Source organism: Brevundimonas phoenicis (genome assembly GCF_047237745.1).
Classification (GTDB): Bacteria; Pseudomonadota; Alphaproteobacteria; order Caulobacterales; family Caulobacteraceae; genus Brevundimonas.
Genome location: NZ_JBDFLN010000001.1, coordinates 3,007,581 through 3,022,348, shown reverse-complemented (window position 1 = coordinate 3,022,348; position 14,768 = coordinate 3,007,581). Strand labels below are relative to the sequence as shown.

Below are 14,768 nucleotides of genomic sequence, written 5' to 3'. Positions count from 1 at the left end.
GGCGGCCTTAACGCTTTTTATGACCATGACCGAACAGCCCACCCGCGAAACGCCCCTCGTCACCACGGCCCAGCCGGAAGACTTCTTCCAGCTGCTGAAGCCGCGCGTCATGTCGCTTGTGGTGTTCACGGCGGTGACGGGCCTGGTCGTGGCGCCTGGTCAGCTGAGCTGGGTCAATGCGGTCATCGCCATTCTGTGCATCGCCGTCGGCGCTGGAGCGGCGGGCGCGCTGAACATGGCGGTCGAGGGCGAGACCGACGCCCTGATGCGCCGCACGCGCGGCCGTCCGGTCGCGGCGGGCCGCGTGCGCAAGAACGACGCCATCGCCTTCGGCATGGTGCTGTCGGTCTTTTCGGTCATGCTGCTGGGCATGACGACCAACTGGCTGGCGGGCGGCCTGCTGGCCCTGACCATCGTCTATTACGCCTGGCTCTACACCCTGGTGCTGAAGCGCCGCACGCCTCAGAACATCGTCATCGGCGGCGCGGCCGGGGCCTTGCCCCCCGTGATCGGCTGGGCGGCGGTGACGGGCGACGCGCCGTGGCAGGCCTGGCTGCTGTTCCTGATCATCTTCATGTGGACGCCGCCGCACACCTGGGCCCTGACCCTCTATTCGGCCGGCGACTACGCCAAGGCGGGCATTCCGATGATGCCGGTGGCGCGCGGAGCCAAGTCCACCCGTCTGCAGATCATGCTCTACAGCCTGGCCTTCGTGCCCGTGGCGATCGCGCCCGCCTTCACCGGCCTGGGCGGCCCCATCTATTTGGTGGTCTCGGTCGCGGGCGGGCTGGGCTTCCTGGCCCTGGCCTTCCGCCTGTGGCGCTCGCGCGCCGGCGACCAGCCCGACAAGGCCGAGGCCGTGGGGCGAGAGGCCGCATTGTATGACGTTCGGGTCGAGGCCAAACCGGCCCGCAACCTGTTCGCCTTTTCGATCTTGTACCTGATGGCGTTGTTCTCGGCCCTGTTGGTCGAGCATCTGTCGGGCGTCGGAGTCTGAATCCCATGTCCAACCTCCAGTACCTGAAGCTGAACGATGAACAGGTTCGTGCGCGCAAGCGTCGCAACGTGGCCATCGCCCTGGGCCTGCTGGCCTTCATCGCCCTGGTCTACACCGTGACGGTGTCGCGCATGCACGCCAACAACCAGGCGCGGCATGAAGCCGAGGCGGCGGCCCTGGCCACGCTGGAGAGGGCCGATCCGGCCCTTCCGGCGCCGGTCCAGCCGGACGCTCCTGCGCCTGTAACCCAGGAGCCTTGAGGGCTGTGAAGAACAAGAATTCGGTCGCGCTGCTGTGCGCGGCCCTGGTCATCCTGATGACGGGCGCGGCCTTCGCCGCCGTGCCGCTGTACCGGCTGTTCTGCCAGGTGACGGGCTTTGACGGCACGACCATGAAGGCCGAGGCGGCGCCGACCACGATCCTGGATCAGGAAGTCCTGATCCGTTTCGACACCAACGTCCGCGACCTGCCCATGACCTTCAAGGCCGAGCAGTTCAGCCAGAAGGTCCGCATCGGCGAGACGGGCATGGCCTATTTCGAGGTGACCAACACCTCGAACCAGACGATCCACGCCACGGCGGCCTATAACGTCGTGCCCGAGCGGGCCGGTCCGTACTTCCAGAAGCTGCAGTGCTTCTGCTTCGAGGGGCAGGAGATCGCGCCGGGCGCGACCGTCTCCTTCCCGATGCAGTATTTCGTCGCGCCCGAGATGGCGACCGACGCCGAGGTGAAGGGGGTGCGCGAAATCACCCTCAGCTACACCTTCTTTCCAACCAAAGGCTTTCAGCAGGCCGTTGCGAACGACTCTGCTGTTGGCAAAGCCGGAGAGCGGGGGCTATAGCCCTCTTCAAACGACTCTCGCCTTAATTCAGAGACCTTGGGAATGGCTGACGCTCACGCGAAACCGCAACACGACTACCATCTGGTCGATCCGAGCCCCTGGCCGCTGATCGCCTCCTTCTCCGCGTGCATCATGTTCGTCGGCGCCGTGATGTGGATGAAGGGCCTGTTCGGCATGCCCGAAGGCACCAAGTGGCTGTTCTTCGCCGGCCTCGCGGGCGTGCTGTTCACGATGTACGGCTGGTGGGCCGACGTCATCAAGGAATCCAAGAAGGGCGACCACACCCCGGTCGTCGGCATCGGCCTGCGCTACGGCATGGTGCTGTTCATCGCGTCGGAGGTGATGTTCTTCGTCTCCTTCTTCTGGATGTTCTTCGACATGGCGATCTTCAACGAAGCGCGCACGATCATCCCGGAAGTCGGCAACTGGGCCGACACGGCGACCGCCTGGCAGACCTGGCCGCCCAAGGGCGTCGAGCTGCTGGATCCGTGGAGCCTGCCGCTCATGAACACGGTCATCCTGCTGCTGTCGGGCACGACCCTGACCTGGGCGCACCACGCCCTGATCGGCGGCGACCGTAAGGGCGCCAAGCTGGGCCTGCTGATCACCGTCCTGCTGGGCGTGCTGTTCACCGGCGTTCAGGCCTATGAATATTACCACATCCTGCACGGCCACCTGTTCTTCAGCGAAGAAGCGGCCCAGTCGAAGCTGTACGGCTCCATCTTCTTCATGACGACGGGCTTCCACGGCTTCCACGTCCTGGTCGGCACCATCTTCCTGGCCGTCTGCCTGCTGCGCCTCTACGCCGGTCAGATGACCCCGCAGAAGCACTTCGGCCTCGAAGCCGCCGCCTGGTACTGGCACTTCGTCGACGTGGTGTGGCTGTTCCTCTTCGTCTTCATGTACGTCGTCTTCGGTTGATCGAACGCGACGGACAAGTTGAGCTTTCGTCGGCGCGGGGCCCCAAGCCCCGCGCCGATTTGCTTGTCTGGCCCGCTGTTCGCGCAGGGATCATGGGGCGCTGTCCGGCCTGCGGGCGCGGGGCGCTGTTCGAGGGTTTCCTGAAGCGCCGCACCGTCTGCGAGGCCTGCGGTTTCGATCTGGACTCGGTCGAGACGGGCGACGGCGCGGCCACCTTCATCATGCAGATCGCCGGCTTTCTGGTCGGCTTCTCGGCCCTGGCCGTCGAAATCGCCTGGAGCCCGCCGATCTGGCTGCACCTGATCATCTGGCTGCCGTTGGTCGCGGTTCTGGCCGTGGCCTTGATGCGGCCGGGAAAGGGGCTGATGACAGCCCTGCAGATGCTGCGCCAGAAGGGCGCCGATTCACACCGAGAGACCCGATGACCGTCGCCGCCCGGCCTCGCTTTCCCATCATCCTGACCGTGATCGCCGTCCTGCTGCTGGGCGCCCTGCTGACGCTGGGCGTGTGGCAGGTGCAGCGGCTGCAGTGGAAGCTGGACCTGATCGACAAGGCCGAGGCCGCCGCGGCCCAGGCGCCGCTTCCCCTGGCCGAGGCGTTGACGCTGGCTGATCCCGAGTTCCGCCAGGTGGTCGTGACCTGCCGCGGCCTGAACACGGCGCCCTTCGTCGAGCTTCAGACCATCGAGGACGGCGACGCCGGGGTGCGGCTGATCTCGGCCTGTCCGGTCGAGGGGCAGGGGACGGTGCTGGTCGACCGCGGCTTCCTGCCCGCCGAAACAGCCGAGCGCCCCGCCGTGCAGGCCGAGGCCGCCATGCCGGTCGTGATCGCGGGCGTGGTGCGCCAGGCGCCGGGCCCCAACGCCATGACCCCGCCGCCCTCGGGCAAGCTCTTCTACGGCCGCGACCGGGCGGCGATGGCCCAGGCCCTGGGCGTGACGGGGGCGGTGTCGCCCTACACCGTCTATGCGACCACTTCGGCCAACCCTGAACTGACGACGCTGCGGCCGGTGTCGCCGCCCGCCGCCTTCAGCAACAACCACCTGGGCTACGCCCTGACCTGGTTCGGCCTGGCGATCACCCTGGTCGTCTTCTACGCGGCCCTGCTGCTGCGCCGCTATCGCCCCACGCCTTCCAAGGATCGCTGACCTGACTGCTCGTCTTCACACCCTGTCCAACGGCGTGCGCGTCGTGTGCGACCCCATGCCCGGCCTGCGCACCATCGCCGTGACCGTGGCCGTCAACGGCGGCGCCCGCATGGAGGATGAAGCCCGATCCGGCTGGTCGCATCTGCTGGAGCATCTGGTCTTCAAGGGCGCGGGCGACATGGGCGCGCGCGAGATCGTCGAGCGCATCGAGGCCGAGGGCGGCTCGATCAACGCCGCCACCGGCTATGAGCGCACCAGCTTCGACGTGCGCGCCCTGAAGGGCAGCCTGCCGCTGGCCATGCAGGTGCTGTCCGACCTGGTGTTCCGCCCGACCCTGTCGCCCGAGGAGATCGAGCGCGAGAAGGACGTGGTGGCGCAGGAGATCGCCGAGGCCTTCGACACCCCCGACGATCATGTGTTCGAGATGGCCCAGACCCAGGCCTTCTCCGGCCAGGCCCTGGGGCGGCCGATCCTGGGCTCGATCGCCAGCCTGGCGCCCGCTGACCGGGCGGCCGTGGCCGACTGGCGCGCGCGGCTCTACTCGCCCGACCACATGGTGGTGTCGGTGTCCGGCGCGGTCGATGAGGCCGAACTGCTGACCCTGGCTGAGACCTGGTTCGGCCAGGCGGTCGCCGCGCCGCACGAGCCGACGGCGCCGGCCGTCTTCACCGGCGGCGAGGCGAAGCTGGCGCGCAAGATCGAACAGGCCAATCTGGTCTTTCAGCTGCCGAGCCTGGGCGTGCGCGATCCGCGACAGCCGGCGCTGCGTCTGTTCACCGAAATCCTGGGCGGGGGCATGGCCTCGCGCCTGTTCCAGAGCGCGCGCGAGGATCGCGGCCTGGCCTACGCCATCGACGCCTATCACGAGACCTATGACGATCTGGGCCTGCTGGGCGTCTACGCCGGGGCGGCGGCCGAGCGGTCGCTGGAGCTGGCCGAACTGTGCGCCGCCGAAATTCTCGACCTGGCTGACAAGGGGCCGACGGAGGCGGAGCTGGCGCGCGCCAAGGCCGTGCTGAACGCCAGCCTGTGGATGGCCGACGAAAGCCCGGCCAGCCGTTCGGGCCGTCTGGCGGGTCAGACCCTGGCGTTCGGCGCGCCCGTCTCGTCGGAAGACAGCGCCGCCCGCATCGAGGCCCAGACGGCGCAGGATTTGCGCGCGGTAGGCCAGGCCATGACGAGCCAGGGACTGTCGGCGACGGCGGTGCTGGGGCCCAGGGCGGCGGGCGGGGCGGGGCGCGTTTTCCGTCAGCGGATGGCGGCGGGCTGATCACGGCCTGCTGACGCCGAGATCACTTCGCGCTATCGTTTGCTCCATGGCCCTGTTCGATTGGATGGCCGAGGCGACCGGACCGGTCCTGAACGGGCAGGGGGTTCTGCTGCGCCCGCCGCGCCCCGCGGACTATGTGGCGTGGGCCTCTCTGCGTGAGGAATCGCGAGACTATCTGCAGCCGTGGGAGCCGGCCTGGGCCGAAGACGATCTGACCCGCGCCGCCTATCGCCGCCGCCTGGGCGTCTATGCGCGGGAGATGGAGCAGGGCACGGCCTGGCCCCTGTTCGTGTTCGACCCAGCCGACGACGCCCTGCTGGGCGCCATCACCTTGTCCAACATCCGGCGCGGCGTGGCCGAGACCGGCACCCTGGGCTACTGGATCGGCCGTCCCTATGCGGGGCAGGGCGTCGGCACGGCGGCGGTGCGGGCCATGCTGGGGCATGCCTTCAGCGCCCTGGGGCTGCATCGGGTCGAGGCCGCCTGCGTGCCGACCAACCACGCCTCGCGCCGCGTCTTGGAAAAGGCCGGTTTTCGTCAGGAAGGTCTCGCCCGCGCTTATTTGAAAATTAACGGCCGATGGGCAGACCATCTGTTGTTCGGCGTCCTCGATCAGGAGTTCGCCGCCGGCGTCGCCCATTCAGTCAGAGTATCGGACCCGTCTTGAGCACACGATCCAGAGCCCTGACGTGGGATCCGACCACGGCGATCGAAGCCCTCGCCGCGGCCGACGCCGCCCTATGGATCTGGACGCCCGCCGAAGATCAGATCCGCTTCACCGGGGCCACCCGGCCGCTGGGTCTTGGGCCGCTGGCGCCGCAGTGTTCGGGCGCGGCCTTCACCGCCCTGGCCATGCCTCAGGACCGCGCCCTGGCCGACCGCCTGCTCAAGCCTCAGGCTGAGGGGACGGAGATCGCCGTGCGCCTGCGGATGCGCGGCTGCGAGACCTGCCTGTGGCGCGGGGTCTGGCTGGAGGACGGCCTGCGCGCGGCGGGCATCGTCGCGCTTGAAACCAAGTTCGCGGGCGCTGATCGCGACACGCTGACGGGCCTGCTGGACCGACGCACCTTCCTGGTCCGCGTGGCCGAGACCCTGGCGGCGGCCGGCGACTACGAGATGGTGGTGGCCGACCTGGACCGGCTGCGCCGCCTCAACGAGGCCCTGGGCCACGAACGCGCCGATCTGGTGCTGTCGGCCCTGGGGTCGCGTCTGTCGGCGGCCTTTTCCGAGGATTGCGCCCCGGCCCGCATCGGCGAGGACGAGTTCGCCGTCCTGGTGCGGCGCGGCGGCAGCGGCGCCAGCGGCAGCGAGCGCCTGCGCGAGGCGCTGGAGCAGCCTTTGCGGCTGGCGGGTTTCGACATCTATCCGACCCTGTCCATCGGCGCCGTGACGGCCGAGGGCGGACCGGACGCGCCGGACGCCGCCGAGCTTCTGCGGCGGGTCGAACTGGCGGTGGAACAGGCCAAGCAGGCCGGGCGCGGCGGGGCGGCGGCCTATGGCCGGGCGCTGGAGACCGACAGCCTGTCGCGACTGGCGCTGGAGGCGGATCTGCGCAACGCCTTCGTGCGCCGCGAGATCGAACCCTTCTTCCAGCCCATCGTCAATCTGGGCACGGGCGCCGTGGCGGGGTTTGAGGCCCTGGCGCGCTGGCGCCACCCCCGGCGCGGACTGGTGCCGCCGGACGAGTTCCTGACCCTGGCCGATGAAATGGGCCTGATGAACGAGCTGGGCCTGCTGATGATGACCGAGGCGTCGCGTCAGCTGGCCGAGTGGCTGCACCGCCACCCCAGCGCCGGGCGGCTGTTCTGCAGCGTCAACCTGTCGGTGGGCGAGATTGAGCGCGCTCACCTGGTCGAGGACGTGGCCCGCATCATCAAGGAGGCGGGCCTGCCGCGCGGCGCCCTGAAGCTGGAAGTCACCGAGGGCGACATCATGCGCGACACCGCGCGCGCCGCCGAGGTGCTGAAGGCCCTGCGCGAGGCCGGGGCCAGCCTGGCGCTGGACGACTTCGGCACCGGCTTCTCGTCCCTGTCCTACCTGGCCAAGCTGCCGTTCGACACGCTGAAGATCGATCGCTACTTCGTTCTGACGATGGACAAGGACGAGGGCTCGGCCAAGATCGTGCGATCCGTCGTCAATCTGGGCCGCGATCTGGCGCTGGAAGTGGTGGCCGAGGGGGTCGAGAACGCCTCCCTGGCCCAGCTGCTGCTGGACGACGGCTGCCATTACGGCCAGGGCTTCGGCTATGCGCCCGCTCTGCCGGCCCAGGAGGCCGAGGTCTATCTGAACGAATCCCTCGCCGACGGCGCCGCGCCGATCAAGGCGCGGTCGGTCTAGGCCGCCGTCAGGCCCGGCCGCTCTGGCTGGACAGGCGGGCGGCGTCGACGCCCAGCGCGGCCAGGGCGCGGCTCCATTTGGTGTCATAGTCGGCGTCGAAGATCAGGGCCGGGTCGGCGTCCGTCGTCAGCCAGACGTTTTCGTTCAGCTCTTCCTCCAACTGCCCCTCGCCCCATCCGGCGTAGCCCAGCAGCAGGATGGCGCGGCTGGGGCCGTCCTCGGCGTCGGCCATGGCGGCCAGGGCGTCGCGGGTGCCGGTCAGGGCCAGGCCGTCGCCGAAGGTCAGGCTGGCGTCCTCGCTGGTCCAGTCGGCGGTATGGAGGACGAAGCCGCGCTCGCGCTCGACCGGGCCGCCGATCAGCACCGAACGGTCGCGCGCGGCGTCGGCGGCGGGGGTGTCCAGCTTTTCCAGAACCTCGGCCAGGGAGACGCCCGGCGCGGGCTGGTCCAGGCGCAGGCCCAGGGCGTGTTCGTCGTCGTGGGCGCAGATCAGGATGACGGCGTGGCGGAAGCGATCGTCGTCGATACCCGGCATCGCCACCAGAAGACGCCCGGTCAGGGAGGAGAAGGCGGTCATGCCTCTATCATCGGGGTGGACGATGGCGGGCGCAAGCCATTCTCAAGGCCCCGCGCGCTTGGCGATCTCCTTATGGGTCTCTATCTGACTCCCATCGTCCTGGATCGTCCGGGCCGAACTCCCGGAGACCCCGACATGACCATCCAGATCGGCGACCGCATTCCCGACGCCACCCTGACGACCATGACGCCCGACGGCCCCAAGCCGGTCACGACGGCCGAGCTGTTCGGCGGCAAGACGGTCGCCCTGTTCGCCGTGCCGGGCGCCTTCACCCCGACCTGTTCGGCGCGCCATCTGCCGGGCTATGTCGACCATCGCGCCGATCTGGCGGGCAAGGGCGTGGACACGGTCGCCTGCGTCTCGGTCAACGACGCCTTCGTCATGGGCGCCTGGGCCAAGGCCAATGATCTGAACGGGGCCGACGACGTGGTCATGCTGGCCGACGGCAACGGCGACTTCACCCGCGCGGTGGGCCTGGCGCTGGACGCCAAGGGCTTCGGCATGGGCGAGCGCTCGCAGCGTTATTCCATGCTGGTCAAGGACGGCGTGGTCGACCAGCTCAACATCGAGCAGGGCGGCGAGTTCAAGGTGTCTTCGGCCGAGCACCTGCTGGCCCAGCTGTGATGACGGGCGTCGCCCGCCGCCGTCTCGCTCGCCGCTCGCGGGGCTGAGGACGTGGCGGGCGACGTCTTCACGCCAGAGAAGCGCAGCGCCGTCATGCGGCGCGTGAAGGACCGCGACACCAGCCCCGAGATCAAGGTCCGGCGTGTGCTGCGTTCGGCGGGAATCGGTTATCGGCTCGGCGGTTGCGGCTTGCCTGGCCGACCCGATGTGGTGATGAAGGGGCGGCGCATCGCCCTGTTCGTCCATGGCTGTTTCTGGCACGATCATGACTGCCCGCGCGGCGCTCGCAAGCCGAAGGGCAACGCCGCCTACTGGGCCGCCAAGATCGAGCGCAACCACGCCCGCGACATCCGTGTAGCGGAAGAACTGACGGCGGCGGGCTGGCGCGTCCTGACCCTGTGGGAATGCGAACTGAAGACGCCGGACTGGGCCGAACGCCTGGCCGCAGCGATCCTCCGGTCGAGCGGTGATTAGGCCGCCGCCTCGGCGTCTTGGGCGGCGGCGTCCAGGGTGCGGGACAGGGCGTCCAGCAGGGCGGCAGGCGTCAGGGGCTTCGATACGAAGGCGTTCATGCCTGAAGCCAGACAGGCCGCCATATCCTCCGGCTCGGTGTCGGCGGTCACGGCGATGACGGGGGCGCTGGCGTTCGGCCCGCCGCCCTTTCTGAGGCGACGCGTCGTCTCGCGTCCGTCCAGTTCGGGCATTCGAACGTCCATGAAGATGACGTCGAAGATCTGTCCTTCGCAGGCCTGTAGCGCCGCCAGGCCGTTCTCGGCCATGACGATCTCGCAATCGAAGGCCTGAAGGATCAGTTGGATGGCGCGGCGATTGATGGCGTGGTCATCGACGACCAGGACGCGCAAAGGGCGGGCGTCGTCGGCGTTTTCCTGATCCGAATCCGTCATATCCGAGTCGATGCTCGGAACCTCGCTTTGAGGCGCGGTCGAGGGTGCGGCGGGGGCGGAGCGGGCGGGCGGGCGGGCGTTGTCGTCCGGGGCGAAGGCGACAGGGTCCAGACGGCCATGGGGCGCGGGACCGGCCGTCGCCTCAACACCGGCGCTGTCGGGATCGGCGCCTTTAGGCAAGCTCAGGGCCACGGTGAACTGCGCGCCACAGCCCGGTTCGCTGCGGACCGTCATGCGCCCGCCCATCAGCTCGACCAGATCGCGACTGATCGCCAGGCCCAGGCCTGAACCGCCGAAGCGTGCGGCGACGCCGTCCTGGGTCTGGTCGAAGGGGGTGAAGAGGCGGTCCAGCTGCTTGGCCGTCATGCCGCGCCCCGTATCCGCCACGTCGATCAGCAGCGCATGGGCGCCTTCGTCATCCAGCCAGGCGCGGACCCTCAGGGTCACGGTGCCGGCTTCGGTGAACTTCATGGCGTTGGAGATCAGATTGTTCAGCACCTGGCGAAGGCGCATGGCGTCGCCGCGCACCCAGCGGGGCGTTTCGCGGGCGCCTTCTAGCCGCAGCTGCAAGCCCTTGGCGCGGACCGGCCCCTGCCAGAGGCGGGCGGTCTGGGCCAGCATCAGGCGTAGGTCGAAGTCGCGGCTGTCGACGTGCATCCGTCCGGCGTTCAGGCGGGCGTGGTCCAACAGGTCGTCCAGCAGGGCCTTCATCATCAGGCCGGCGTCCTCGATGAGAGCGATCTGCTGACGTGCGGCGGAGGAGGGGGCGGCCGTGCGGAGATAATCGGCCCCGGTCAGAATGGCGCTGATCGGGGTGCGCAGGTCATGACCGACGGCGGCCATGAAGGCGCCGCGTTCGGCCATGGCGGTCTCGGCCTGATGGCGTTTGTTGTCAGCCTCGCTCAGCGCGCGGTGCTCGGCCAGCATGCCCCGGCGCAGGCTGGCCCGGGTGTTCAGGCAGAAGATGGAGTAGATGACGACCCCGATGCCGACGGCGGTGACCAAGGGCCTTTCGGCGCCCCACTGGGCCATGAAGAAGGGGGTCAGGGCCAGATAGCCGAGCTGGGGCGCGACGGTGAAGGCGAACACCCGCATGTTGCCGGCCGACATGATCACGGAATTGACCGTGCCTGCGGACAGCAGGACGGCTGCGGCGAATCCGCCCATGGGCCCGCCGACCAGCCACAAGGGAATGGACAGAAAGCCAATGAAGCCGGCGTTCAGGGCCAGGGTTGCGTCAAGGGCCGGGCCGCGCCAGCCCAGGGGAGCGTTGACCTGTCCCTTCACCACGGGCTCGGCCAGCCAGGCCTCAAGCCCCTGAATCAGGACATAGGCCGCCAGCCAGGCCAGGCAGGCTGCCAGACCCAGAAGGGGGCTGAAGACAAGCGCTGTCGCTGCGCCCATGACGAGGCGCTGCATCGTCGCCTTGCGACGTTGGCGAATGGCTGGCGCCCAACCGATGTGGGCGTCGGCGAGAGGATCCGACATGCGACGTTCCAAACGGGCTCGGCGCCCATTGGTTCATCATCGACTGAGGGTTGCTAATGCTCCGTCAACGGCGGGCTGAGGTCGCCTCGGCCATGTTCGCGAAACCTTCGGCGCGCAGGCGCGCGGCCAGATCGCGCTTGATGCGGCGGATCAGGCCGGGGCCTTCATAGATCAGGGCCGAATAGATCTGGACCGCCGTGGCGCCGGCGCGGATACGCGCGAAGGCGTCCTCGCCGCTGGCGATTCCGCCGACGGCGATCAGGGGCAGGCGGCAGTTCGCCGCCTCGGCCGCCGCTTCCAGCGCCTTGAGGGCGAAGGGCTTCAGCGGGGCGCCCGACAGGCCGCCGCTCTCGCCCGCGAAGGCCGAGCGCAGCGAGGCGGGCCGCTCCAGCGTCGTGTTGGACACGATCAGGGCGTCGATGCGGTGGGCGATGGAGGCCTCGACGATCATGCCGATCTCTTCGCCGATCAGGTCGGGTGCGATCTTCAGGAAGACAGGCGCCCCGTCGGCGGGGCGGGCCTCATGGATGCGGCCCAGCAGGTCGTCCAGCGCCTCGCGTCCCTGAAGCGCGCGCAGGCCCGGCGTGTTGGGCGAGGAGATGTTGACGGTGAAGTAGTCGGCCAGCCCCGCGAGCTTCTTCAGCCCGATCACATAGTCGGCGGCCTTGTCCTCGGTCTCCTTGTTGGCGCCGAGGTTGGCGCCGATGACGGTGCGGGTCGGACGCCGCGCCAGTCGGGCGCCGAAGGGTTTCAGCCCTTCGTTGTTGAAACCCATGCGGTTGATGACGGCCCGGTCTTCAGCCAGGCGGAACAGGCGCGGCTTGGGGTTTCCGGGTTGGGCGCGCGGCGTGACCGAGCCGCATTCCACGGCGCCGAAGCCCAGGCGCGACAGGCCTTCCAGCGCCTCGCCGTTCTTGTCGAGACCGGCGGCCAGACCGACGGGATTGGACATCTCCAGCCCGGCGATGACCGTCTTCAGGATCGGATCGTCGGCGCCGGGCGCGGGCAAGGGCGTCATCTGCAGGGCGCGGATGGCCAGGCGGTGCGCGGTTTCCGGGTCGAGTTGGCGCAGCGCCCAGGCGCCGAGGTCGGTCAGGCTCATGTTCAGGCGGTCTCTTCGACGATCATGCGGCCGTCGGCCGTCACCGACAGGGCGCGGGCGGCGCGCGTCGCGGCGACGGGCAGGGAGCCGTAGATGTGGGGGAACAGGGCGCCGCCGCGCGACGGCTCCCAGATCAGGGCGTCGCCCAGGGCGCTCAGATCGACCTCGACCAGCATCAAATCGGTCTGGCCGGCGTAGTGTTTCGCTGCCGTGGTTTCCAACTGGTCGGCGGCGGACAGGTGGATGTAGCCGTCGGCCAGATCCACGGGCGAGCCGTCATAGCGGCCCTCGGCCAGGGCGGCGCGCCAGTCGGCGCGGCTCAGGATCTTGAAGGCGATGTGAGGCTGATCGGTCACGCCAGGGTCTCCGGCGTCAGCCAGCCTTCATAGGACGGGCGCCCGGCGACATCGACGCTGAAGATCGCCGCCGCCCCGGTGGGGAAGCCGCCGCTCATCTTGTCCAGCACCGAGGGGGAGGCGGCGCTCTCGATCAGATATTCGACCGCCAGCTGATGCACGCCGGGGTTATGGGCGATCAGCAGCAGACAACCCGCCTGATCCTCGGCCGCCTCGACCGCGCGGCGCAGCACGTCGGCGGGGGCGTTGTAGAGGGCGTCGGAGACATGCAGTTCGACATCGCCGAAATGCTCGCTGACGCCATCCCAGGTGTCGCGCGTGCGCTGGGCGCCCGAGACCAGGGCCATGTCAGGCTTCAGGCCCCGCTCGGCCAGGGCGCGGCCCATGGCGGCGGCGTCGCGGCGGCCGCGTTCGCTCAGGGGGCGAGCCACGTCGCCGCCGGGCGCCGAGGCTTCGGCCTTGGCGTGACGCATCAGGATCAGTCTCTGCATGGCGAGGGCTTTACGGCTGTTTGCGTGCGGCGACCATAGGGTGCGCGGCGGGCGCGTGATCGCGCGCGGCGGGCGAAGGGGTCAGGGCCGGACGCCCGGCCAGCACGGCCTGGGCCGCGCCGCCGGGTCGCACGCGGGCGTAGGCGCGGCGCGAGGCCTCCAGCATGATCAGACCGGCCGCGCCGGGAAACAGCTTCGGCCCCAACTGCTCCAGACCGTCGGCCAGCGGCAGCATCGGCCGCCACGGCGGGACGTAGAGGGCCTGCGACCAGGCGGTCGGCTCCAGTCCGACCTCGCGCACCAGCCGCTCCAACTGGCCGCGGGTGAAGGGGAGGCCGTGGCCGAAGGGGGTCGTCTCGGCCCGCGCCCACATCCCGCCGCGCGCCGCCGCCGCCAGGATGATACGCCCGGCCGGGGCCAGGACGCGCACGACCTCGGCCAGCAGGGCCTGCGGATCGTCGGCTTCCTCGAGGGCGTGGACCAGCAGGATGCGGTCGAATGTCCCGGCCGCGAAGGGCAGGCGCCGGTCGTCGACCAGGACGGTGCGGTTGCGTCCCGCCGCCGCCCACTGCTCGGCGCCCTGTCCGCCCGGCATGGCGGCGATCGTTCGGCGCGCGCCGATGAAGCCGTCCAGCCAGGGCGTCGCATAGCCCAGGCCCAGCACGTCATTGCCGTTGGCCGCGCCCCAGGCGTCTTCCAGCCGCCGCGCCAGCATGCGCCGCGCCAGCGCGCCGGTCGGCTCGCCGTAGAAGGTGCGGAGATCGTCGATGCTGCGGCGCATGGCGGGCAGTATGGCGGATTTCGCGGCGGATGTCGGCTTTTCCAGCGTCATCCTTGACGCCAGCGCTCATTCTTCCGCGTCATCCTCGCCACAAGGGTGAGGATGACGTGGTGCTTCTGAGGCCGCCGTCATTGCCTTTCTGGCGCCTTCTCTGTGCGGCCTGCTAGAATGTCGCCTGATCGGAGCTCCCTCATGACCCTGACCGTTCGCCAGTTTCCCTGTCTGTCCGACAACTACGGCTTCCTGATCCGCGACGAGGCGACGGGGCTGGTCGCCGCCGTCGACACGCCGGACGCCGAGGCTATCCTGGCCGATCTGGAGGCGTCGGGGTGGGGGCGGCTGGACCTGATCCTGAACACCCACTGGCATCCCGATCACACCGGCGGCAACGAACGGCTGCAGGCCGAGACCGGCTGCGAGATCGCCGGACCGGAGGAGGTGCGCCGCGCGGCGCCGCTGGATCACGTCCTGGTCGACGGCGAGGCGGTGCGTCTGGGCGAGACGACCTTCGACGTGGCGCTGTCGCCCGGTCATACGCTGGGGCATGTCGTCTATCACGCGGCGGAGGATGCACTCGCCTTCGTCGGCGACGTCATCTTCTCCCTGGGCTGCGGGCGGCTGTTCGAGGGGACGCCGCAGCAGATGTGGGACAGCCTGAACCGCATCGCCGCCTGGCCCGAGGCGACGACGCTGTATTGCGCGCATGAATATACGGCGTCCAACGCCCGTTTCGCCATGTCGCTGCCGGGCGCCGATGACGCCCTGCAAGCCCATGCCGAGGCCGTCTTCGCCGCGCGTGAGCGCGGCGAAGCGACCGTGCCGACCTCGGTGGGGATCGAGCGCCGCTTCAATCCCTTCCTGCGCGCCCGCGACGCCGAAGACTTCGCCCAGCGCCGCGCGGCCAAGGACGGGTTCAAGGGCTAGTCGCCTT

The 14,768-nt window shown here is 69.4% G+C and carries 18 protein-coding genes; 12 read left to right on the top strand and 6 right to left on the bottom strand.

The genetic code is table 11. The features are described 5' to 3' along the window. Window positions 1–19 precede the first annotated feature (19 nt). The 9 genes from cyoE to ABC419_RS15165 all read left to right on the top strand — a co-directional run bounded on the left by cyoE (window position 20) and on the right by ABC419_RS15165 (window position 7,513). Entirely contained in the window at window positions 20–997 is a 978-nt protein-coding gene (gene cyoE, locus ABC419_RS15205; protein WP_412876914.1) for a heme o synthase, read from the top strand. 5 nt (window positions 998–1,002) lie between these two features. Continuing rightward, window positions 1,003–1,257, top strand: coding sequence for a cytochrome c oxidase system small membrane protein (locus ABC419_RS15200; protein WP_125901211.1), 255 nt, complete (start codon window positions 1,003–1,005; stop codon window positions 1,255–1,257). 5 nt (window positions 1,258–1,262) lie between these two features. Continuing rightward, window positions 1,263–1,838: a cytochrome c oxidase assembly protein gene (locus ABC419_RS15195; protein ID WP_087141734.1), complete on the top strand. Its 576-nt coding sequence runs from the start codon at window positions 1,263–1,265 to the stop codon at window positions 1,836–1,838. Window positions 1,839–1,880: 42 nt separating this feature from the next. After that, window positions 1,881–2,759 (top strand): cytochrome c oxidase subunit 3, encoded by an 879-nt coding sequence (locus tag ABC419_RS15190; protein WP_200168029.1) that lies wholly within the window; start codon window positions 1,881–1,883, stop codon window positions 2,757–2,759. 92 nt (window positions 2,760–2,851) lie between these two features. Next, the gene (locus ABC419_RS15185; protein WP_412876915.1) at window positions 2,852–3,184 is read left to right on the top strand and encodes a DUF983 domain-containing protein; all 333 of its coding nucleotides are present in this window, start codon (window positions 2,852–2,854) and stop codon (window positions 3,182–3,184) included. Next, complete coding sequence (locus ABC419_RS15180; RefSeq protein WP_412876916.1) at window positions 3,181–3,906, top strand: SURF1 family protein; 726 nt, start codon at window positions 3,181–3,183, stop codon at window positions 3,904–3,906. The genes ABC419_RS15185 and ABC419_RS15180 overlap by 4 nt, the downstream gene beginning before the upstream one ends. Before the next feature lie 55 nt (window positions 3,907–3,961). Continuing rightward, window positions 3,962–5,176, top strand: coding sequence for a M16 family metallopeptidase (locus tag ABC419_RS15175; protein ID WP_412878000.1), 1,215 nt, complete (start codon window positions 3,962–3,964; stop codon window positions 5,174–5,176). A gap of 46 nt (window positions 5,177–5,222) precedes the next feature. After that, window positions 5,223–5,843 (top strand): GNAT family N-acetyltransferase, encoded by a 621-nt coding sequence (locus ABC419_RS15170; RefSeq protein WP_412876917.1) that lies wholly within the window; start codon window positions 5,223–5,225, stop codon window positions 5,841–5,843. Further along, the gene (locus ABC419_RS15165) at window positions 5,840–7,513 is read left to right on the top strand and encodes a putative bifunctional diguanylate cyclase/phosphodiesterase (protein WP_412876918.1); all 1,674 of its coding nucleotides are present in this window, start codon (window positions 5,840–5,842) and stop codon (window positions 7,511–7,513) included. Before ABC419_RS15170 ends, ABC419_RS15165 begins: the two co-directional genes overlap by 4 nt. Window positions 7,514–7,520: 7 nt before the next feature. Here the strand turns inward: ABC419_RS15165 and ABC419_RS15160 are convergent, their stop codons facing one another. Beyond that, on the bottom strand, window positions 7,521–8,090 hold the full coding sequence (locus ABC419_RS15160; protein ID WP_125901798.1) for a YqgE/AlgH family protein: 570 nt from the start codon (window positions 8,088–8,090) through the stop codon (window positions 7,521–7,523). A 135-nt stretch (window positions 8,091–8,225) separates the two neighbouring features. Here ABC419_RS15160 and ABC419_RS15155 point away from each other — a divergent pair, with 135 nt between their 5' ends. Beyond that, window positions 8,226–8,714, top strand: coding sequence for a peroxiredoxin (locus ABC419_RS15155; RefSeq protein WP_088410358.1), 489 nt, complete (start codon window positions 8,226–8,228; stop codon window positions 8,712–8,714). A 51-nt stretch (window positions 8,715–8,765) separates the two neighbouring features. After that, window positions 8,766–9,188: a very short patch repair endonuclease gene (locus ABC419_RS15150; RefSeq protein ID WP_125901796.1), complete on the top strand. Its 423-nt coding sequence runs from the start codon at window positions 8,766–8,768 to the stop codon at window positions 9,186–9,188. Here the strand turns inward: ABC419_RS15150 and ABC419_RS15145 are convergent. From ABC419_RS15145 to ABC419_RS15125, 5 genes are all read right to left on the bottom strand, one after another. After that, window positions 9,185–11,107 (bottom strand): hybrid sensor histidine kinase/response regulator, encoded by a 1,923-nt coding sequence (locus ABC419_RS15145; RefSeq protein WP_412876919.1) that lies wholly within the window; start codon window positions 11,105–11,107, stop codon window positions 9,185–9,187. The genes ABC419_RS15150 and ABC419_RS15145 overlap by 4 nt on opposite strands. A 64-nt stretch (window positions 11,108–11,171) precedes the next feature. Further along, a complete protein-coding gene (locus tag ABC419_RS15140; protein ID WP_412876920.1) occupies window positions 11,172–12,209 on the bottom strand; it encodes a quinone-dependent dihydroorotate dehydrogenase in 1,038 nt (345 codons plus the stop codon). 2 nt (window positions 12,210–12,211) lie between these two features. Beyond that, window positions 12,212–12,565, bottom strand: a complete 354-nt coding sequence (locus ABC419_RS15135; RefSeq protein ID WP_412876921.1) for a DUF952 domain-containing protein — start codon at window positions 12,563–12,565, stop codon at window positions 12,212–12,214. Next, window positions 12,562–13,056: a SixA phosphatase family protein gene (locus ABC419_RS15130; protein WP_088410353.1), complete on the bottom strand. Its 495-nt coding sequence runs from the start codon at window positions 13,054–13,056 to the stop codon at window positions 12,562–12,564. The genes ABC419_RS15135 and ABC419_RS15130 overlap by 4 nt, the downstream gene beginning before the upstream one ends. A 10-nt stretch (window positions 13,057–13,066) precedes the next feature. After that, window positions 13,067–13,888, bottom strand: coding sequence for a class I SAM-dependent methyltransferase (locus ABC419_RS15125; RefSeq protein ID WP_412876922.1), 822 nt, complete (start codon window positions 13,886–13,888; stop codon window positions 13,067–13,069). A 141-nt stretch (window positions 13,889–14,029) separates the two neighbouring features. On the opposite strand from ABC419_RS15125, the gene gloB reads away from it, so the two are divergent. After that, window positions 14,030–14,761, top strand: coding sequence for a hydroxyacylglutathione hydrolase (gloB, locus tag ABC419_RS15120; protein ID WP_412876923.1), 732 nt, complete (start codon window positions 14,030–14,032; stop codon window positions 14,759–14,761). Window positions 14,762–14,768 lie beyond the last annotated feature (7 nt).